Source organism: Sphingomonas sp. FW306-05-A (assembly GCF_058782275.1).
On the sequence record NZ_JBYSXN010000006.1, the window covers coordinates 50,244 to 69,699 of the forward strand.

Genomic DNA, 19,456 nt, shown 5'->3' on the forward strand with positions numbered 1-19,456 from the left:
AATGAGCATAAGACGCTTCGCCTTCCTGCTCACCGCGTTGGCTGTGGGCAGCACCGTCGATGCCTCGCCCAAGGTCGCCGAGACCCCTTGGGGTGGCGCCTGGGGCTATGCCACGTCTCCAGCAATTAACGCCGCTCGAGATGTGCTGCCTGCCGGCACCTATCGTTATCGGTTGCGCTCCAGCCAGTCGGGCGACGGCCTGCGCCTTACCTTCACCAATCCGGAAGGTGCGGTGCCACTGGACATCGGTCGCGTCACCGTGGCGCAGGCGGCGGAAAAGGATGGCTTCGCGCTTCTTGGTGCGACTGAGCGGCCGATCGCCTTTGCGTCCGGGCCAACGGTCCGGATCACGGGCGGGAACACGCTCATCAGCTTGCCCGTGGATGTCTCGGTTAGGGCTGGTGACGATCTCATCATCACGGTCGAGACACGCGGGCCTAGCACTACGGTTGGTGGCAATTCGGGCTTTCCGCTGGCGTTCAGCGAAGCACCCGTGCCGGCAAACGGGACCGGGCTGCAACCACGCCGCTTGCGGCCGTTCGTCACGCAGGTTGCGGTGCAGCACCCCTCCGCCCCCTGCACGATTGTGACCTTGGGCGATTCGATCACGGAGGGGGCTCGCGGCACGCGTCTCGGCTGGCGCGGATGGCCAGGAGTTCTCGCGCGCCGGTTGACGGAGAAGACCGGCCCCCATTGCGGCGTGGTCAACATGGGGATTAGCGGCAACCGGCTGCTGCGTGAGGGACGCGGCACCGCCGCTGTCGAGCGGTTCGACCGCGACGTCGCATCCGTGCCGAGTGTGACGCATTTGATCCTACTGGAAGGGATCAACGACATTTGGCGTGCTGGCACGCCGGGGGAACTACCGGTCACGAGCGCAGACCTGATTCAGGGCTATCGCCGCCTCATCGCCCTGGCCCATGCACATGGCATCAGGGTGATCGGCGGCACTATAACGCCGGGCTGGGGTTCCAAATATCTGACGTCGGCGATGGAGCAGACCCGTGAGGACACCAACCGGTGGATCCGTACCAGCAAAGCCTTCGATGCCGTGATCGATTTCGAAGCCGCACTGCGTGCTGATCAGCAGCCTACGGCGATCAAGCCGCCTTTCGACTCAGGCGATCATCTTCATCCCGGCGACGCCGGCTATGAGGCCATGGGTCTTGCCGTGCCGCTCTCCCTCGTTCGTCCGCGCCGATAGCGCACGCCTCCTCTCCTTGCATCGGATCGAAACGCCATGAATACGTCCAAGATCTTGCTACTTGCGATGGTTCCCCCGCTACTGACGGTGCCTCAAGCCGCCCTGGCTTGGGGCCAGACCGGGCATGCAGCGATAGCCAACGTTGCCGAATTAAACCTGCGACCTGCGGTCTGGAACGAGATCAAGGGCCTGCTGGCGACCGAAGGCGCGACCCATATGTCGAAGGTTGCTTCCTGGGCGGACACTCAACGTACCGCAACCGACCCGGTACATACGACACGTATTCCGATCGACGGCAGTCCGGCGCCGGACCATGCTTGCACCGGCACCGCAATGTGCGCCGATCAGGCGATTGCCTTCTATAGAGCCATCCTAGTCGACCGCACCCGGACGGCAGCCGATCGCGAAGTAGCGCTCAAGTACCTGATTCACCTCGTCGGCGATCTTCACCAGCCGCTGCACGGCTCGGATCCAATTGGCTATAATCTGGTGACGCTGAACGGATCATCACCGGTTACCATTCACGCGATTTGGGACGATACGATCATCAATGATCACGGCGTCGCTTCGGCCTTGCTGGCGCAGGAGCTGATCAACAACGGCATCGCTGTCGATGGCGGCGGCACCCCGCGCGAGTGGGCGAGCGAAAGCAGCAGGCTCGCCCGCGAGCAGGTCTATGACATCCTTCCGGCCTGCTGGGACTACAAGGCGCCCTCTTGCCCTGACACGCCGGTCGCATTGCCATCCGGTTATGCGGCGAGCAAATATCCGGTGGCGGCACAACGACTAAAACAGGCAGGCTATCGGTTGGCCGCGCTGCTCAACACCCTGCTCGGCACGTGACCGCGGCAAATGGCTGACGCGCAGCACCGTCCCTTCCGGGTAATTACCGTGGTGGCGATCGGCTGCATCGCCGTAGTGGGTGGGTTCGGATTGCGCAGCATCGGCGTCGAACGATCGCCGGTGACAGACATACGTGTCGTCAAAGTGGGACTCCGCGGCATATCCGCCATGCCGGGGCCGGCCGCTGTGATTGCACCCAGCCGTGTGTCGTTGCCGACGCTCGATTGGCTCGTCGGCACTTGGAGCGAAAGAGACAACAAGGGCGCATCGGGAAGTCGATGCGACCTAGCGAGCGTCATCACCTATCTGACGTCCGGGTATTACGTTTCACCTGCCGGGTCGGGCCGATATGCCCTGGACGGAGCGACAATTATCCTCTGGAATAGAATTACCTTCGACGACGAAGCCGGGGCGGATCGCTCCCACGTCAACGAACGATCGGTCGTGCCCGTCACCCGCTTGAGAGGAAATGCAATGCGAAGCCGAGGAACGGCGCTCTATCGTTGTGACAAAGCCGCCAACAACCGTATCGAGGTCGCCGCATGATCCGCTTCCGCCTGTTGGCCGCGCTGGCGGCGGTGACTGCGCCGGTCTCCGCTCTGGTGCGCGGACCTGTCAATTTGGTTGATCCCTTCATGGGATCGGCGGGGGATCGCGGCCAGCTGGCACCAGCCGCCGCGGCGCCCTTCGGCATGGTCCAGCTCGCGCCCAACGCGGTCCTGCTAACCACATCGGCTATGAGCGTTCCGCCGCGGTGCTGAAGGGCTTCTCGCAGACACGCGCGCAAGGCGTCAGATGTGGCGGGGGTACGTGTGGACCTCAATCGGCGTTTATCCGCTGGTGCCTAGTCAGCCTTCTTACGTTCTCAGTCAGCTCGTAGCGTGGCGTGTCGTGATACAGCTCCTTAACAAACGGACGCTCAAAATCCGGCAGATCACGATTGGTAGGGAATGCACCGTCATACCGAACGGTCGAGATCTATCGTCTCGTAAGGTAAGCCACCGCGACTTACTTAATGGAGGCGTCCGGGCATATTCGATCCTGTGCCGCTCACCGGTCTAACCTTAGACGACGTGATCGTCGTCTCGCCTGTCGCGGAAATGCTGAGTTTCGATCATCTCAACACTTCCGCTCTCTGCGACATCAGATATTGTGTTTGGGTGGAAAGCGGAACGGCCGCTTTCGGGTGGAGATCGGCATAAGAGGACGTTCGTTCAGAGACCTGGGCAGGGGGACTACACTGCCATTTTGGGTGATGGCGTGGACGCCCCCCCCCCCCGACGGCATCGATGTGCGAAAGTGGGTTGTCCCAATCAATAAGGCACGGAGGGGGGCGACTAGACGCCGTGATCAACATGTTCATGTTAGTAACAAAAGCAGGCAGCGGTGGTACGTGTCAGAGCGGGCGGCAAGCTACCAAGTCAGGCGCGACTAGGCGGGGTTATGAAGCTCTCAATACCATGCGACCGAACCCCACGGTAACGATCTTTGGTCGAAGTCCAGTGAACGCAAAAAGGGGCGCGCCGCAATGACTGCGGCACGCCCCTCCCGAGCAGCAAAGCCACCACGCGTTCAGGCGAAGCGGACGCCCGTGGCGCGACGGCGATAGCGCAAACTGCCACCGATCAGGCCGAAGCCCGCCAGCATCATGGCCCAGGTCGCGGTCTCGGGCACGGCGGCGACCGGTGCCGCCATGCTGGTGAAGCGGAAGTTCGCGTCGCAGATGTTGCGCGAGCATATCGTGTCGCCTGCGTTGTTCCGGATCACTGCGCCGCCCGCATAGGCATCGTTCGCGGTATCGTTCGCGGGGTTGGTCGCAGCAGCGGTGTTCGGGCTGAACACCAGCGCGAGATACGATGCGGACGTCGTTACCACCGCACTATAGGTCTCCCCGGGGGTCAGCGCGACGCTGCCGCTGAAGACGTCATAGTAAGCAAAGGACGGGTTCGTCCGGAATTGCAGGCCGTTCAGCAGCGTCGTGCTGCTCGCCAACGTCGCGCCGCCCGACGAAAGAAGCGAGAAGGTGACGCTGGCGCTGGTGTTGGCCCGAACGCTCGAGGCGAACTGGAAAGCGAACCCGGTCAGCAGCGAGTCGCTGGTGCTGAACGTCTGGCCCATCGACGTCGCGCCATTGACGGTAACGCCGTTGCTAAGGATGGCGCCGGTCCGCACGCCGGTGACACCACCGAAAGTCGTTGCCGCGGATGCTGAGCCCGCGGTGCAGGCGAGGAGTGCAGCGGAAAGACAAGCAAGCGAACGAATCATGAGAAAAACCCCTAAACAGCGATACATACTGTAGCAGTTTGAGTCCCTATCCGCGGTTTGTTTCAGTTAGGCGACAGCGGTCCGGGATATTCTTCAACGGTACGACGGTCACATGTCCCGTTAGTCAGACATTCGAAACAATGCTCACGCAACGGGACGATGGCTTGCCGCAGCGCCGGTTTCGATACATGTTAAAATACGGTTTATGAAGCATTTTTCACATCTGTGTCACATGCGCCTCGTAGCCGGCAAATCCAGCGCGTGATTGCGGACCTTTGCACCGAACGAGTCGGATGCGTGGGTCGGCAGAGTTAAGGCGACAGGGGAGTAAGGCGTTGACAACCACCTATTGGAATCTCGGCAGCAGCGACCTTCTGCAGGATTGGTCGAACCTCGGGCTGATCACCAGCAACAACGATTGGTCGGGCGTGCCGTCGATCATGGGCTTCCGGGGCGACGGCCTGCTATCGGGCACGGGCGTCGATCCGCGCACCGTCACCGGTACCAGCACGGTGGTCAGTGTCAGCGCCAATCAGGCCAACCCCAACACCTTCACGACCGGCGGCGTCGCCGAGTTCCAGATCGCCAATCCGACGATCGGCCTCACCGGATCGGGCACCGCAGCCGCACCCTATCTCGCGCTGTATCTTGATGCGACCGGGCGACAGGGCGTCACGCTGTCATTCACGCTGCGTGATCTCGAAAATGGCGTCGACAATGCGGTCCAGCAGGTCGCGGTGCAATATCGTCTCGGCGACACCGGGGCGTGGTCAAACGTCCCGGGCGGCTATGTCGCCGATGCGACGTCCGGCCCCAACAGCTTCGGCGCGGATATCCCCGTTTCGGTAACGCTGCCGTCCGACGCTAACAATGCCGCGACGCTGCAGGTCCGCGTGATCACGACCAACGCAGTCGGCAATGACGAATGGGTCGGGGTCGACGACATCAAGGTCACCAGCAACGGCAGCGTCGGGGTCGTCCCCGGCGTGCTGAGCATCAGCGACGCGAGCACGACCGAGGGCGACGCGGGGAGCCAGATGATCGACTTCACCGTCTCGCGCGTTGGCGGCGCGAGCGGCGCGGTCGAGGCGACCTATTCCGTCCTGCTGCCCGGCGGCAATGGCGGCGCGGACGCCAACGACTTCGGCACGACCGCCTTCACCGGCGTCGTCTCGTTCGCCGACGGCCAGTCGACCGCGACGATCTCGCTCCCTGTGCTGGGCGACCACGCGCCCGAGCCGAACGAGACGTTCAGCATCACCCTGTCGAACGCGACCGGCGGCGCGACGATCGACCGCGCGACCGCGACCGGCACGATCCTCAATGACGACATCCTGCCGCTCCAGATCGGCCAGATCCAGGGCGAAGGGCAACGCTCTGCGTTCGAGGGCCAGACGATCGTGATCGAGGGGATCATCACCGCGGTCGACAGCAACGGCTTCTACATTCAGGACAGGGGCGACGGGAACAGCCGTACGTCGGACGCGGTGTTCGTCTTTACCGGTGCCGCGCCGCAGGACGTCTTTCTCGGCGACCTCGTCTCGGTGCAGGGCGTCGTGAACGAGTTCCGCGCGGGGACGGGCGGCCTGTCGGTCACCCAGATCAGCGCGCCGATCGTCAACTTCGTCGCGTCCGACTATCAGCTCCCCGACGCGGTGCTGATCGGCGAGGGTGGGCTCACCCCGCCGAGCCGCGTGATCGATAACGATGGCCTCACCAGCTACGACCCCACCACCGACGGGATCGATTTCTGGGAATCGCTCGAGGGGATGCGCGTCACGATCGACGCGCCGCTCGTCGTGTCGAACACCACCAGCGACACCTTTGCCGAAACCGACGTCGTGGCGTCGCTTGGGAAGGGCGCGACCGGGATCAACGATCGCGGCGGGATCACCATTTCGGACGGCGACTTCAACCCGGAGAAGATCCAGCTCCAGGGCGACAGGACGATCTTTGCCGGCTTCACCGCGGGCTATTCGATCGGCGACCAGCTCAGCAGCGTGACCGGCATCGTCAACTATGCCGCCGCGCGCTACGAAGTGCTGGTGACCGAGGCGGTCACCGTGACCAAGGACGTATCGCTCGCCAGGGAAGTCACGACGCTGACCGGCGACGCGACGCATCTGTCGATGGCGACTTACAACGTCGAGAACCTCGATCCGTCGGACGGCAAGTTCGACGTGCTGGCGTCGAACATCGTCTACAACCTGCGCGCTCCCGACATCATCGCGCTCCAGGAGATCCAGGATGCGGACGGCGCGGGCAACGGCAGCGATTATTTGGGCGTCAAGACCGCGCAGGGCCTGATCGATGCGATCGCGGCGATCGACGGCGGGCGCTATGGCTATGTCGAAGTCGCGCCGACCGCCAACAACACCACCGGCGGCGAACCCAATGGTAACATCCGCGGCGGCTATCTCTACAATCTCGACCGCGTGACCTATGTCGAGGGCAGCGCCGAGCTGATCGACGGTCCGGCGTACAACAATACGCGCAAGCCGCTCGTCGCGGACTTCCTGTTCCACGGCGAGACCGTTACCGCGATCAACGTCCATCTGACGTCGCGCGGGGGCAGCGACCCCTTGTGGGGCGCGACCCAGCCGCCCGCCGATGCCGGTGACGCGGCACGCACCGCGCAGGCCGCCGGGGTGAAAGCGTATATCAACGCGCATCTCGCGGACGACCCCGACCTCAACATCGCAGTGTTGGGTGACTGGAACGGGTTCGCCTGGGAAGAAGCGCAGACCCAGCTGACCGATCCCGCAAAGGGCGGTGCCATGACCGATCTGGCCACCTTGCTGTCGGTCGAGGAACGTTACAGCTATATGTTCGAGGGCAACGCGCAGCAGCTCGACCATATTCTCGTGACCGACTCACTGGCCGCCAACGCGCAATATGATGCGGTCCACATCAACGCGCAGTTTGGCGGGGATCGCCCGACCGATCATGATCCTCAGCTTGCCGTGTTCGACTTCGGCAATGTCATCGCACGGACAACTGTGGCGTCGGTCGAGCAGGACAGCGGCATGCACCAGGGTTTCGATTTTGGTACCGCACCGGTCGCTGCAACGGCGGATGATGTGTTCGCCTGGGAGCCCGACGCTGTGGCTGCGGTCACGCAGGACGGCGCCGGCAGCACCGCGGGTCCGCAGGTCGACAGCTTTGGTTACGACCACCACCTGTACGCCCTGACGTCCGTCGATGACATTCATCTGGTGTGATAAATGCTCCCCCGATTCCGCGAGGGATCGGGGGAGCAGCGTATAATCGATGACCGACATTGCAACGCCAGCCACGCAGGCTCTGCCATCCGGGGCATGGTCCCCGACGCCTCCCGGCGACGCATCGTTTCATGGGCGAATGCGCGACGCGTTGCAGCTTTGCCGCAGGCACCTGATCGCCGCGGCAGCGTTCAGCGCGCTCGTCAACTTGCTGTATATCGCCCCGACGTTGTACATGCTGCAGGTATACGACCGGGTCGTGCCGACGAAGGGATTGCAGACGCTCGGGTTCCTGACTGCGGCGCTGTTGTTCGCGCTGGGATGCCTCGCGTTGCTCGACCGGATCCGCAGCCGGTTGCTGGTGCGCGCGGGCGTGCTGCTGGACGCGGTGGTCGCGCCCGCGCTGCTCGATGCGACGCTAGGCCGGCCGGAATCCCCCGTCGCGCGACAGGCGCTGCGCGAACTCGACGTTATTCGCGGGACCCTGACCGGGCCGGGAATCCTCGCGCTGTTCGATGCGCCGTGGACGCCGATCTATATCTTCGTCTGTTTTCTGGTGCATCCGTGGATCGGCGTGGTTGCGCTGCTCGGCGGCTTGGTCCTCCCGTTCATTGCTTGGCGCAACGAGCGCGCCACGCGCGACGGGATGATGCGCGCGCAGGATGTCGCGGCGCGGACCTATGCCGCGCAGGATGCTGCGCTCAATGGCGCGGATGGGATAAAGGCACTCGGGATGCGGCGGGCGTTCGTCGCGCGACAGTTGCGGCAGCGGCTTTCGATGCTCGCGTTCCAGACCGAGGCCGGGTTCCAGGCGAGCGGGTATCTCACCGCGACCAAGTTCGTCCGGCTCGCGTTGCAGTCGCTCGCGCTTGGCCTCGGTGCGATGCTGGCGGTCGACAATCGCATCTCGGGGGGCGCGATCTTCGCGGCATCCTTCCTCATCGCGCGCGCGCTCGCACCGATCGAGTTGCTCATCGGCAGCTGGAAGCCGCTGATGCAGGCACGCGACGGCTATCGTAACATCGACGCATTGCTCGCCGCCGATCCGTTTCATGCCGCGCCGACGCGGCTGCCTGCGCCGACCGGGACGCTCAAGCTCGAGGGGGTCACGGTGCTGACCGCGTCGCGCGACGCGGCGGTGCTCAATGCGGTGTCCTTCGCGCTCGAGCCCGGCGAAGTGCTCGCGATCGTCGGGCCGTCGGGGTCGGGTAAATCGACGCTGGTCCGCGCAATCGTGGGTGCGCTCCCGCTCGACCGCGGGACGGTGCGGCTCGATGAGGCAAGTCTCCTGGACTGGGATCCCGAACTGCTGGCACGGCACATCGGCTATCTACCACAGGACGCCGCGTTGTTCGAAGGAACGGTGAAGGACAACATCAGCCGGTTCGCGGCCGAAACCGGTGCCGATCCCGCTGCCGTCGATGCGGAAGCGGTCGCGGCGGCGGAAAAGGTCGGCGCGCTGCCGTTGATCCTGCGGCTGAACGGCGGGTTCGATCACAAGCTTCAGCTCGGCGGGCGCGGTGTGTCGGCGGGGCAGGCGCAACGCATCGCACTGGCGCGGGCGGTCTACGGCAATCCCGCGCTGTACGTGCTCGACGAACCCAACGCGCATCTCGATTCCGAGGGCGATGCCGCGCTCAACATGGTGATCGCGCGGTTGAAGGCGGAGGGGCGGACGATCATCGTGGTGTCGCATAAGCTCGGCGTGCTCCCGGTGGTCGACAAGATGCTGGTGCTTCGCGACGGGCGTGCCGAACTGTTCGGCCCGCGTGACGAGGTCCTCGCCAAGATCGCGCCGCCCAATGTGCGCCGGATGGTGCCGCCCGTGTCGGATCTGCCCGCAACACAGGGGGGAGCGGCATGAGCGGCTCTGTCAGCGTGCTACGCGCGGCCGATACACCCGCCGACTATGAGCACCGCCTTGCCGATCCGGGGCGTGACATTCGCAATGGGGCGGCGATCGCGATCGTCTTTTTCGTCCTGTTCCTCGGCTGGGCGGCATTCGCGCGGCTCGATGCGGCGGCCTACGCCCCGGGGGTGCTCGAAGTCTCCGGCCAGCGGCAGACGGTCCAGCACCGCGACGGCGGCGTCGTCGGCGCGATCTACGTGCGCGAGGGGCAGCGGGTCGAACGCGGACAGTTGCTCATCCGGCTCGCGGCATCGGAAGTGCTCGCGCAGGAACGCGCGATGAGTGCACAGGCAATCCGGTTGCTGGCGCAGCGCTCCCGGCTCGAGGCGGAGGAACTGGGGACGGGGGGTCTCGTCACGCCGCCCGAATATGCCACGCTCCCGCCCGAGGACCGCGACGATGCGGCGCTCGCGCTCAAGCTTCAACAGCGCGAGTTGCTGGCCCGGCGCGCGACGCTTGCGGCACAACGCGGGGCGCTCGGGCAGCGGGCGGCTCAGTCGACCGCGCAGGGGCGCGGCTATGACACGCAAGTGGTGTCCGCGCAGGAACAGCTGCGGATCATCGACGAACAGCTGAAAGCGTTAGCGCCGCTGGCGGAAAAGGGGTTCGTTTCGCAGACGCGGCTGCGCGAACTGGAGCGGATGCGCGCCGAACTGGTCGGCCAACGCGGGCAATATTCGGCAAGCGTCGCGCAGACGCAGGGCGCGGCACGCGAAAGCCAGATTACCGCGATCGAGGCAGAACGCACGTTCCGCGAGCGCACCGCCGCCGATCTGCGCGATGTCGAGATCCGCTTAGGAGACGTCCTCCCCAAGCTCGCTTCAGCGCGCGACCAACTGCGCCGCACCGACATCCGCGCGCCTGCGACCGGCGCGGTGATTGCGCTGAGCGTCGTTACGCCCGGCGGCGTCGTATCACCTGGACAGAAGCTGATGGACATCGTTCCGGAGCGGACCCCGCTTAAAATCCAGGCGCGTGTAGCGCCCGACGACGCGGACGATCTGGTCGTTGGGCAGCGCACCCTGGTCAAGTTCCCGGGGTTGCATGAACGGACCCTGCCCGATCTAGAAGGGACGCTGACCCGGCTTTCGGCCGATGTGCTAACTGACGAGAAGACCGGCGCGACCTATTTTACGGGCGAAGTTACGGTGCCGCGTCGACAGCTTGCACTGCTCCGCGGCGTAAGGGGAAAGAATTTCGAACTGCGCGCGGGGATGCCGGTCCAGGTGCTCGTCCCGCTGCGGAAGCGAACCGCGTTAAGCTATGCGTTGGAGCCATTGTTTGGCGCGTTCTGGGGGGCGTTCCGTGAACATTGAGCGCATCCGGGATGGGCTGACAGAACGGGCGGGCAGAGTTGTACACAGGCTCTGTGAGCGAGATTAAAGGGCGTTTCCATGGGCGGTCCGACTGAGGTCAACTACTGCGACATACGAACTTACGGAATGGCCGCGAACGGTCTTGGTCCTTCGTAGCTTGGAGTTTGCGCAGAGATTGCGCTTGCGACTATCCAGGAACCAGCGAACCTATCGCATATTGCTCGGTGTAGAAGGCGTCGTGATTTTGCGGAAAGGTATTTGGTGGCACAGGAAGTCGAACTGAAGCTGGTATTGGACGCCGCGGCGGCCGATGCCTTCGCGGGGTCCGACGTGTTCGATGGCCCGCCGCGTACGCGGCAAATGCAAGCGGTCTATTTCGACACGCCCGATCTGGCGCTTTTGCAAGGCGGCGTCTCGTTGCGCATCCGCCAGTCCGGCGACACGCGCACACAGACGATCAAAGTCGCGGATGCGAAGGCGGCCGGTCTCTTCGCGCGGTCCGAATGGGAAATCGAGGTGGCCGACTTGACCCCGGTCATCGACGACCGGACCCCCATTCCGACGCTGCTCGGCGATGAGGCGGGCACCGTCGCTCCGATCTTCACCGTCGCGGTTGAGCGCCTGACGTGGATCGTCGACAGCGGCGAGGCGTCGATCGAACTGGTCTTGGATCGCGGACACGTCTCCGCGGGTGACCGCCAGTCGCCGGTCTGCGAGCTCGAGCTGGAGTTGAAACGGGGAGAGCCCGGTGCCTTGTTTGCGCTGGCCAAGACAATAGCGGCGCATTTTCCGGTCCGCCTTGGCGTAGTGACCAAGTCCGAACGTGGCTACGACCTGCTTCGTCCCGTGTCCAAAGCGTTCAAGGCGGAGCGGGTCGCGTTGAGCCGGACCGCATCCGCAGCGGACGCTTTCGAGGCAATCGCCGGCTCGTGCATACGCCAGTACCGCCTGAACGAAACCATCCTGCTCGACCAAGCCGATGCCGAAGCCCTGCATCAGGCGCGCGTGTCGTTGCGTCGGCTGCGGTCCGCCTTTTCAATCTTCAAGTCCTTGCTCGACAGTGACGAGGTGCAGCATTTCAATAGCGAGTTGCGCTGGCTGGGATCGGTGCTGGGCGAAGCGCGCGACCTCGACGTATTACTGGCGAAGGCGCCGCCCGGCGCTTCGTTGTTCCAGGAGCTCAACCGGGCTTGCGATGCTGCCTATGCCGCGGTCGATACCGCGCTTGGCTCAGACCGGGTTCGCGCCCTGATGCTCGATCTGACGGAATGGCTGGTATGCGGGGCATGGCGCACCGCGCCATCGATGCGCGATGCTCGGGACGCGCCGGCAAGGCAGTTCGCGGCGGAGACGCTGCACAAGCAGCTTCGGCGAGTCAGCAAGCGTGGTAGGTCGCTTGCCACACAGGCGGACGAGGAACGGCACGAAGTCCGCAAAACCGCCAAACGGCTCCGCTATGGCGTGGAGTTTCTCGGCTCGCTATTCCCGGGCAAGAAGCGTGCGCGTCGCTACGGGAAGTTCATGAGATCGCTGGAGAAGCTGCAGGATCAGCTTGGCGCGCTGAACGACATGGCGACTGCGCCAATGGTTCTGGACCGGCTGGGCCTGAGGGATGACCCCGGGGCCAAGAGCTTGCTGGCGCACCGAAAGAAATCGAAGATTATTGACGCCGCAGCCGAAGCGTACGACGATCTCGTGGATCGCAGGACTTTCTGGGGTTAGGGTAGGAGGATTAGCACCCGGTCGGACGATCGAGCGTCAGCGCGATCGGCTGATCGCCCCTTCAAAGTCCGATGATGAGGCGGCACAGGTTGGGCCGTTCGACGATCGCTGTCAGCGTCGCGGCGGCGTCGTCGTCGCGCGAGACTGAGCCATGCGAAATCACGAAATTCACTCGGACGCGGCGAAGTTTCAACCGCATGACTTTTCTTTCGCTGGCTACATGAACGAATGGCAGATTTTAGTAACCTGAGATAGCGCGCGAACGTCCGACTTTGGGTCTTGCTGTCCTAAAAACCAGTCAGGTCGCTGGCAATCTTGCTTGCGGATTACAAACCGCCGTTTTTTGTTTGTTTAGTCAGTTGATAGGCAGCCTATCCGGCAGGGTCGTAGCGGACTCACGCCAGCCAACCAATCTCCTGTTAATCGCTCTGAGCAGAGCGTATAGTGTCCTTGAGGCGATTACCGCCGAGCGAAGGATAGATCGTGCTCATCACGATTTTCGCACCGAACAATGTTCATCTTCTGGAACTTGCTGGCGTGCGCGATGCGCTATTCGAAGCAAACTGCAAGATCGCGAATGGGCAGTCGTATAACGTTCAGCTGGTGACGGAAGATGGGTTTCCGGCGGAAAGCGCATCGGGTGTCCGATTTCTTCCCGACGCCGGGATTGTAGATGCGTTCGGCCCTCCCGATACGCTGATTGTGGTCGGTCCTTACGGCTTACCCCAAACCCCGAGCGAACCGGTCCAGCGTTGGTTGCGTGAGCAGGCTCTGCAATCACGGCGCTTTGGCTCAATCTGTACTGGCGCCTTCGTGTTGGCTGATACCGGGCTCCTGTCGGGGCGTTCCGTTACTACGCACTGGGAATATGCAGATCGCTTGGCGGCAAAGTTTCCTGAGATCCAAGTCCAGGCGGACCGAATTTTCGTCCGCGACGGGCCGGTGTTCAGCTCGGCTGGGGTCGCAGCGGCGATCGACCTGACATTCTCGCTTATTGAGGAGGACCACGGTCGTGCCTTAGCCTTATGGGTCGCGCGTCGTCTCGTAGTGTTCCTCAAACGGCCGGGCGGACAGTCGCAATTCAGTGCCGCCCTTACGGTGCAAACGGGTGCTAGCGGTCCGTTCGACCGAATCCAGTTGCATATCCTGGAATATCCCCGGGCCGATCTCGGTGTAACGGCGCTTGCCGCCCTAGTAGGGTTGAATCCGCGCACCCTGACGCGTCTATTCCATAGCGCATTGGGCACGAGTCCGGCCGCCTACGTCGAGTTGACCCGGGTAGACATCGCGCGAGGGCTGCTGGAGGACAGCCGAGCCCCCATCAAGGCGATCGCGCATGCAGCGGGCTTCGGATCGAGCGCAACGCTGCGCCGCGCCTTCCTCCGCCGGATAGGAGTTACGCCAGCTGAATATCGCAGCCGTTTCCGTACCTCCGGTTCAGGGGCGGGCGATCAGGACGGAAATGACGTTCCTTTGTCCTGAAGTGTCGCCAAGCCGACGTTGAGGAGACGCCCCGGCTGCCGCATTCTGGCACCCGGAGGCTACCATGCTGTTCGCTGCCGTCATCCTACCTCAAATTGATACTGTTGCAGGGCGTCTTGTCATTCGGGAACGTCGCCGCGTTGAGCGGAACGCTTCGCTATGCTCGTAGATCGGTTGAAGTCCTTGCTGAACGTCGGGAAGGCAGAGCCATCCGACCGTCGTGGCGCCCCACGCAGCCGAGTGCTGCTTAAAGCGGACGTGCTGCCGGTGGTAAGCTATGCCAACATGCGCATTGTGAACGTCTCGCGCACCGGCTTTGCCGGGGAGACGACGACACCGCTCCGCGCTACGGACCTTCTTATCTTTTCGATCGTGGGCAATCGTTTCCATCAGGGAAGCGTTCGCTGGGTCCGCGGTCCCAAATTCGGCATCGACCTCGTCGATGCCCTCGATATCCTAAGCTGTTCGGACGCAGTCGATCCCGGTTTTCTCGCATCCCATGCGTCGCGGTCCAAACGGTATCCGGTTGATCTGACGGGGCGGATTGCGATTGGATCGTTATGCTATCACTCAACGGTACGCGACGTCTCGCGCTCCGGCATGCGGCTTGAGATCGACGCGGTTCTCGAAGTAGGCCAGCAGGTCATTGTTCGGCTGCCCGACCGCCCACTTATCCTTGCGTCCGTCCGCTGGGCCGCCAGTGATATGGCGGGAATCGAGACGGCGGACCGGATTCAGACGTTGCGTCTTGTATGCGCTGGCGTTTCATGAGCCCGCGTCAGCGCAAATCGGCCGCAGCCTTGCACCCGGTGCCGTTTAACGCTGGGGTGGAGCCCGCGTCTGATCCTCCTCACACGCTCCTTGCTCCGGCGGCCGAGCCTCAGGTGGACCGCAACCGCGAACATACGTTGCTCCAGACGGTGATCGACAGCGTCGACGATCTCATTTTTGCAAAGGATCGTCAGGGACGCTTCATTCTCTCCAATCGCGCATTGCGCGAGGGATGCGGGCTCGAGACTGGCCTGCGGACAGAAGATCTGTTCGAACCTGATCTCGTGGTCGGTTATCAGGGCACCGATCGTCAGATCTTCACGACGGGGAAGCCCGTGACTGCGGACGAGATCATCCCGATTCATGGCGAACCGCGGCATTTCCAGACCGTGAAGGTCCCGTGGATCGTCAACGGCGACATATGCGGCGTAATCGGCGTATCGCGAGACATCACCGCCCGGAAGGAGGCCGAGGACGCGGTTCGCGAAAGTGAAGCGCTTTATCGTAGCATCCTGGATGCGAGTGCCGATTGTATCGTGGTGATCGCGCTTGATGGTGGGGTGGAATTGATCAACGAGCCCGGGTGTCGGGCGCTGCAAATGCGTAGCGGCGATACCGTACTGGGCCGGCCTTGGTCAGACTTTTGGCCAAAGAGAGTTCGATCGAGGATGGGTGCCGCGCTAGACACGGCGCGTTCGGGCGGCGTCGCGCGCTTCAGCGCTATGCGCCCGGCGAACGATGGGGTCGCGAAATGGTGGGACGTCTTGGTCACGCCGATCAAAGATCCGGACGGCACTGTCTTGCGGTTGCTGTCGATTTGCCGCGATGTCACCGACAGCAAGGCAGCGTCAAACCGACTGAAGTGGACGAGCGAACACGATGCGCTCACCGGCCTCGCCAACCGTAGCGCGTTTCAAGCACATCTTGAGGCAGAGACGATCCGCGCCGCGAGGACTGGCATTCCGTTCGGCCTGCTGTTGCTCGATCTAGATCATTTCAAGCATATCAACGATACATTGGGTCATGCCGCCGGCGATCTGCTTCTTCAGACCGTGGCAGACCGGCTCCGGGACGGTACCCGACCGACTGATTTCACAGCGCGACTTGGCGGCGATGAATTCGCGATCATCGTCCAGCACTTTAGCGACGAGGAACAGTTGCAAAAGACTGGCGATGCCATCGCCGTGCGTCTCAACACACCGGTGACGATTGGCGGACGAGTATTGAACGCAGGCGTCAGCATCGGCGGGGCCCTTTTTCCGCAGGATGCCACGACCGCGCTCGAACTTTTTAATAACGCCGATACAGCGCTGTATGCCCGCAAGCGGTCCGGCCGCGGCGGGCTCAGCATTTTCCGCAACCAGATGCGCCATCAGGCCCAGTGCGCCGCTTCCCAGCTCAGTCTTGCGCAGACCGTGCTTCGCGACGAGAGCATCGTTCCACACTACCAGCCCAAGGTCGACCTGCGCACCGGAGAAATCACCGGGTACGAAGCCCTGCTTCGGTGGATCCATCCGACACGCGGCGTGCAGGGTCCGGATACAGTGGAGGAGGCCTTCAAGGACTATGAGCTTGCGTCCAGGATCGGCGATCACGTGCGGAGGCACGTCCTTGCCGACATCCGGCAGTGGCATGGGCAGGGCTTGCGGTTCGGACGCGTCGCGATCAACGCCGCCCCGGTCGAGTTTTTGCGCGACGATTATGCCGAATGCTTGCTTCGCCATGCGAGCGATGCTGGGGTCCCGGCGTCCTTCCTCGAGGTGGAAGTTACCGAGCATGTATTCTGCGAACGCGGCGCTGGCTATGTTGTGCGAGCACTTAAACTGCTGAACTGTGCGGGCGTACGGATCGCACTTGATGATTTCGGCACAGGCTATTCCTCGCTTTCTCACCTGCGAGACTTTCCGGTAGATGTGGTCAAGATCGATCGCTCGTTTATCCAGCGAATGACCGACAATCAGGAAATTTCGGCGATCGTCTCCGCGGTGATCGGGCTTGCCGACAGCCTGTCGCTAGAAGTCGTTGCTGAAGGTATCGAAACCGAGCTCCAGCGCCAGCTGCTTCGCCTAAAAGGGTGCAGCCATGGACAAGGCTATCTGTTTGGTCCGGCGCAGAGCGGTGCCGCGCTGCACCGCACTGGGTAGCTGCGTCCACCGCAATCGATCCGAAAGTTTGGCAATCGCAGAGCTCGAAGTAAGGGGAAGCAGCGTTGGAAACAAAACCACAGCTCCTGATCGTCGACGATGAACCACTGATCCTCATGACGCTGGTCGATGCATTTGAGGAAGCGGGGTTCTCTATTTTGGCGAGCAGCAGCGGAGCGAATGCGATCACGCATTTGGCAACACGGAATTTTGCCATGGTCGTCACTGATATTCGCTTGGGTGCCGGGCCAAGCGGATGGGATGTCGCACGCATGGCTCGCCAGTGCGATCCGGGCGTTGTCGTCATTTATATGACGGGTGACAGCGGTGCCGATTGGGTATCGGAAGGCGTGCCGAGCAGCGTGATCGTACAGAAACCTTTCGCGCTCACGCGGATGCTGACTGTCGTAGCCAACCTCCTACACACTGTCGTCCCGCCTAAGCACAGCGTCCTCACCTGTTTCTGAAGAAGGACGACGTCACTCTTCGAAATTGGATCGAAAGAGCATGCGCCCGTCGCAGTCAGAGCGCAGGTGAATGAATGTCTGAAGTTGGGAAGCGGCAAAGGGTGCGCGAATGTCCGGATCTGGGTCGTATCAGCCTCAAACCGAACCGGTGGCTAGGCAATGGTAAACTGTCCGCTTTCAGAAGAGATGAGTCGGTACTGAAGATTGAGCTGTTGGCGCAGGCTCTTCGAATAAGGGTCCTGACCGCGACAAACCGAATGTCTGTTAACGCGGTGGGTTCCACTCGCCATCGCAACGCGCTATTAATTGGCCAAAATTAGTTAGTAACAATGCGACAGAAACAGCAGAACTAATAAGTGGCAGTACGGGGATTAGAAAGTCTGGACGCTACCTAGAATTGTCGTAAGACGAATCGAGGTTCGGGTAACGAGCCATGTGTCCGTTTTTCGTGAAACTAATATGAGCTATGGAAGTTACACGATAATCGTCAGCCGTTTTTTGAGCGCTAACGACTGAGAGACATAGCGCTCCCGCTCCTAGCGGGAATTTCAATGGCCGATTTACCAGAATGGATCGTTTCAGCTGATCGTGAGCAGCTAAGCCCTCCACAGTTATTAGCTTGGTCACTATATCGCACTGGTAATGGAGATCGTGAGGCATTTCGCGAACTCTATAAGCTAACTTCGTCTAAGATCTTTGGCATATGCCTTCGTGTTTGTAATGATCGAGGAGCGGCAGAAGATATGGTGCATGAGGCCTATCTCATAATATGGAAGCGCGCGAATACGTTTGATACTAGCCGGGGCAGCGCGATCGCATGGATGTCAGCAATTGCGAGGAATCGCTCGATTGATTGGCAGAGGGCACAATACAAATGGAAGTTCGATCCCATTGACGGGGCTTGCGAGTTTGCAGACCCTGTACCGCTGATCAGTGAAACAATGTTGCAACTGGAAGCCTCAGCCGGCTTACTCGCATCGCTTGCATTGCTACAGCAGTGCCAGCGCGAAGCCATTTATGGTGCCTTTTTTGGTGGTCTTACCCATGCAGCAATGGCTGATCGTCAGGGGGTGCCTGTTGGAACTATGAAAAGCTGGGTTCGCCGGGGACTAGCTAAGCTGCGCGAAGCGATGGATGCCGCAGAACTTGTGACCCAGCCGACCAATTGAATGCTGTCAGCGTCGTTAACCTCGAACCGAACCCGAATTGCCGCTGGAAATAGGTTCGCACTGATCGACGTGTCGCGGTGCAGCCGTTGCCGTCCGCCTTCCGAAAGCGGCCAACGGCTCACCTTCATTTGAGCCGAACAGGTAGCTGATCAAGGTCGCCAAGAGATGCCGTCTGACAATATGAACGAATGTCCGAAAGTGGGAGGCGGGGAAGGGCGCGCGAATGTCCGGGTTTGGGTCTTACCGGCCGCAAAGCGGACGGGCGGTTAGCGCCCAGTTGCAGACATTCAGACAAGCTGACATCGTGTCTGAATGAAAGACTGGTTTACGTTTGGCTTCTATCTTTTTGGCGTGTTCTTATCGCGCATCATTTTCCGTGCAGCGAGAGAACAGGGCTGCGGGGATGCGTCGGCGGTCATAATTTCGATCTTAGCAACTGTGCTAATTTGCTTCTTAATGCTTCGGTTGAGGCGACTTATCGGGTTGCGCCGCGACGTCTGCTAGCCACCGGTTTTGCCGTTCTCGATTCCTTCGCGGTCGGATGACGGCTCCCGCCCAATTTCGGACATTGATAATCGCCTTGGACGACGCATAGTCGCGGTATGGCTTACCGAAAATCAAACCGGGCGGGATGCTTCGTTTCGGTCGCTCTATCTGTCTTTGTCGGGCTGCCGATATGGGCCGTATTGCTACTCGGCGAGCGCTCTTGCGACATGCATATCGGTCCGCCGTGCGCGATAAGCTGGGGCTGGCTAAAGCTGCTCAACGGATTAGCTATAGCCGCTGTTTGCGCTGCCGCTGGTTGGTTCGCTTCATTCTTCGTCCGTTTCGGAGGCAACGACGATACGACCGGTGACGGCAGCTAACCACCGAGGCTGTGTGAAAACGTCCTGATATGCTATGCTTGTCGGCGTCATCTGGAGACGTCGGATGGGTCGTTTCA

At 61.9% G+C, this 19,456-nt stretch carries 16 protein-coding genes; 14 read left to right on the plus strand and 2 right to left on the minus strand.

Going from position 1 to position 19,456, the window contains the following annotated elements:
• The first annotated feature begins 1 nt into the window (after position 1).
• From AC3WJR_RS19720 to AC3WJR_RS19740, 5 genes are read left to right on the plus strand one after another with little or no spacing between them, the layout of a single operon-like run.
• Positions 2 to 1,204 carry an SGNH/GDSL hydrolase family protein gene (locus AC3WJR_RS19720; RefSeq protein WP_492727287.1) on the plus strand — a complete coding sequence of 401 codons (1,203 nt, stop codon included), beginning with the start codon at positions 2 to 4 and terminating at the stop codon, positions 1,202 to 1,204.
• 36 nt (positions 1,205 to 1,240) lie between these two features.
• Positions 1,241 to 2,047, plus strand: a complete 807-nt coding sequence (locus AC3WJR_RS19725; protein ID WP_492727289.1) for a S1/P1 nuclease — start codon at positions 1,241 to 1,243, stop codon at positions 2,045 to 2,047.
• A gap of 9 nt (positions 2,048 to 2,056) precedes the next feature.
• Entirely contained in the window at positions 2,057 to 2,593 is a 537-nt protein-coding gene (locus AC3WJR_RS19730) for a hypothetical protein (protein WP_492727291.1), read from the plus strand.
• Positions 2,590 to 2,808: a hypothetical protein gene (locus AC3WJR_RS19735; RefSeq protein ID WP_492727293.1), complete on the plus strand. Its 219-nt coding sequence runs from the start codon at positions 2,590 to 2,592 to the stop codon at positions 2,806 to 2,808. The genes AC3WJR_RS19730 and AC3WJR_RS19735 overlap by 4 nt, the downstream gene beginning before the upstream one ends.
• 34 nt (positions 2,809 to 2,842) lie before the next feature.
• Positions 2,843 to 3,109, plus strand: coding sequence for a glycoside hydrolase domain-containing protein (locus AC3WJR_RS19740; RefSeq protein WP_492727295.1), 267 nt, complete (start codon positions 2,843 to 2,845; stop codon positions 3,107 to 3,109).
• Between the two features lie 510 nt (positions 3,110 to 3,619).
• On the opposite strand, the gene AC3WJR_RS19745 is transcribed toward AC3WJR_RS19740, so the two are convergent.
• The gene (locus AC3WJR_RS19745; RefSeq protein ID WP_354283400.1) at positions 3,620 to 4,312 is read right to left on the minus strand and encodes a PEPxxWA-CTERM sorting domain-containing protein; all 693 of its coding nucleotides are present in this window, start codon (positions 4,310 to 4,312) and stop codon (positions 3,620 to 3,622) included.
• Positions 4,313 to 4,647: 335 nt separating this feature from the next.
• Between AC3WJR_RS19745 and AC3WJR_RS19750 the strand changes: the two genes are divergently transcribed.
• From AC3WJR_RS19750 to AC3WJR_RS19765, 4 genes are all read left to right on the plus strand, one after another.
• Entirely contained in the window at positions 4,648 to 7,533 is a 2,886-nt protein-coding gene (locus AC3WJR_RS19750; protein WP_492727297.1) for a DUF8508 domain-containing protein, read from the plus strand.
• Between the two features lie 139 nt (positions 7,534 to 7,672).
• A complete protein-coding gene (locus tag AC3WJR_RS19755) occupies positions 7,673 to 9,397 on the plus strand; it encodes a type I secretion system permease/ATPase (RefSeq protein ID WP_492727299.1) in 1,725 nt (574 codons plus the stop codon).
• Complete coding sequence (locus tag AC3WJR_RS19760) at positions 9,394 to 10,758, plus strand: HlyD family type I secretion periplasmic adaptor subunit (RefSeq protein ID WP_492727301.1); 1,365 nt, start codon at positions 9,394 to 9,396, stop codon at positions 10,756 to 10,758. The genes AC3WJR_RS19755 and AC3WJR_RS19760 overlap by 4 nt, the downstream gene beginning before the upstream one ends.
• A gap of 261 nt (positions 10,759 to 11,019) precedes the next feature.
• Positions 11,020 to 12,480 carry a CYTH and CHAD domain-containing protein gene (locus AC3WJR_RS19765; protein WP_492727303.1) on the plus strand — a complete coding sequence of 487 codons (1,461 nt, stop codon included), beginning with the start codon at positions 11,020 to 11,022 and terminating at the stop codon, positions 12,478 to 12,480.
• Between the two features lie 61 nt (positions 12,481 to 12,541).
• Here AC3WJR_RS19765 and AC3WJR_RS19770 read toward each other — a convergent pair whose 3' ends face one another.
• Positions 12,542 to 12,679, minus strand: coding sequence for a hypothetical protein (locus AC3WJR_RS19770; RefSeq protein WP_492727305.1), 138 nt, complete (start codon positions 12,677 to 12,679; stop codon positions 12,542 to 12,544).
• A 284-nt stretch (positions 12,680 to 12,963) separates the two neighbouring features.
• Here AC3WJR_RS19770 and AC3WJR_RS19775 point away from each other — a divergent pair, with 284 nt between their 5' ends.
• The 5 genes from AC3WJR_RS19775 (at position 12,964) to AC3WJR_RS19795 (ending at position 18,513) form a co-directional block, all read left to right on the plus strand.
• Positions 12,964 to 13,962 carry a GlxA family transcriptional regulator gene (locus AC3WJR_RS19775; RefSeq protein ID WP_492727306.1) on the plus strand — a complete coding sequence of 333 codons (999 nt, stop codon included), beginning with the start codon at positions 12,964 to 12,966 and terminating at the stop codon, positions 13,960 to 13,962.
• Positions 13,963 to 14,136: 174 nt separating this feature from the next.
• On the plus strand, positions 14,137 to 14,733 hold the full coding sequence (locus tag AC3WJR_RS19780) for a PilZ domain-containing protein (protein WP_492727307.1): 597 nt from the start codon (positions 14,137 to 14,139) through the stop codon (positions 14,731 to 14,733).
• Positions 14,715 to 16,877 (plus strand): putative bifunctional diguanylate cyclase/phosphodiesterase, encoded by a 2,163-nt coding sequence (locus AC3WJR_RS19785; RefSeq protein ID WP_492727308.1) that lies wholly within the window; start codon positions 14,715 to 14,717, stop codon positions 16,875 to 16,877. The genes AC3WJR_RS19780 and AC3WJR_RS19785 overlap by 19 nt, the downstream gene beginning before the upstream one ends.
• A gap of 65 nt (positions 16,878 to 16,942) precedes the next feature.
• Positions 16,943 to 17,344 (plus strand): response regulator, encoded by a 402-nt coding sequence (locus AC3WJR_RS19790; protein ID WP_492727309.1) that lies wholly within the window; start codon positions 16,943 to 16,945, stop codon positions 17,342 to 17,344.
• Between the two features lie 551 nt (positions 17,345 to 17,895).
• Positions 17,896 to 18,513, plus strand: a complete 618-nt coding sequence (locus AC3WJR_RS19795; RefSeq protein WP_492727310.1) for a sigma-70 family RNA polymerase sigma factor — start codon at positions 17,896 to 17,898, stop codon at positions 18,511 to 18,513.
• Positions 18,514 to 19,456 lie beyond the last annotated feature (943 nt).

Coding starts and splice junctions, on each gene's coding strand:
- AC3WJR_RS19730 (WP_492727291.1), top strand. CDS start 2,057: ATGGCTGACGCGCAGCACCGTCCCTTCCGGGTAATTACCGTGGTGGCG.
- AC3WJR_RS19785 (WP_492727308.1), top strand. CDS start 14,715: ATGCGCTGGCGTTTCATGAGCCCGCGTCAGCGCAAATCGGCCGCAGCC.
- AC3WJR_RS19725 (WP_492727289.1), top strand. CDS start 1,241: ATGAATACGTCCAAGATCTTGCTACTTGCGATGGTTCCCCCGCTACTG.
- AC3WJR_RS19735 (WP_492727293.1), top strand. CDS start 2,590: ATGATCCGCTTCCGCCTGTTGGCCGCGCTGGCGGCGGTGACTGCGCCG.
- AC3WJR_RS19740 (WP_492727295.1), top strand. CDS start 2,843: ATGTGGCGGGGGTACGTGTGGACCTCAATCGGCGTTTATCCGCTGGTG.
- AC3WJR_RS19755 (WP_492727299.1), top strand. CDS start 7,673: ATGCGCGACGCGTTGCAGCTTTGCCGCAGGCACCTGATCGCCGCGGCA.
- AC3WJR_RS19760 (WP_492727301.1), top strand. CDS start 9,394: ATGAGCGGCTCTGTCAGCGTGCTACGCGCGGCCGATACACCCGCCGAC.
- AC3WJR_RS19745 (WP_354283400.1), bottom strand. CDS start 4,312: ATGATTCGTTCGCTTGCTTGTCTTTCCGCTGCACTCCTCGCCTGCACC.
- AC3WJR_RS19770 (WP_492727305.1), bottom strand. CDS start 12,679: ATGCGGTTGAAACTTCGCCGCGTCCGAGTGAATTTCGTGATTTCGCAT.
- AC3WJR_RS19720 (WP_492727287.1), top strand. CDS start 2: ATGAGCATAAGACGCTTCGCCTTCCTGCTCACCGCGTTGGCTGTGGGC.
- AC3WJR_RS19795 (WP_492727310.1), top strand. CDS start 17,896: ATGGCCGATTTACCAGAATGGATCGTTTCAGCTGATCGTGAGCAGCTA.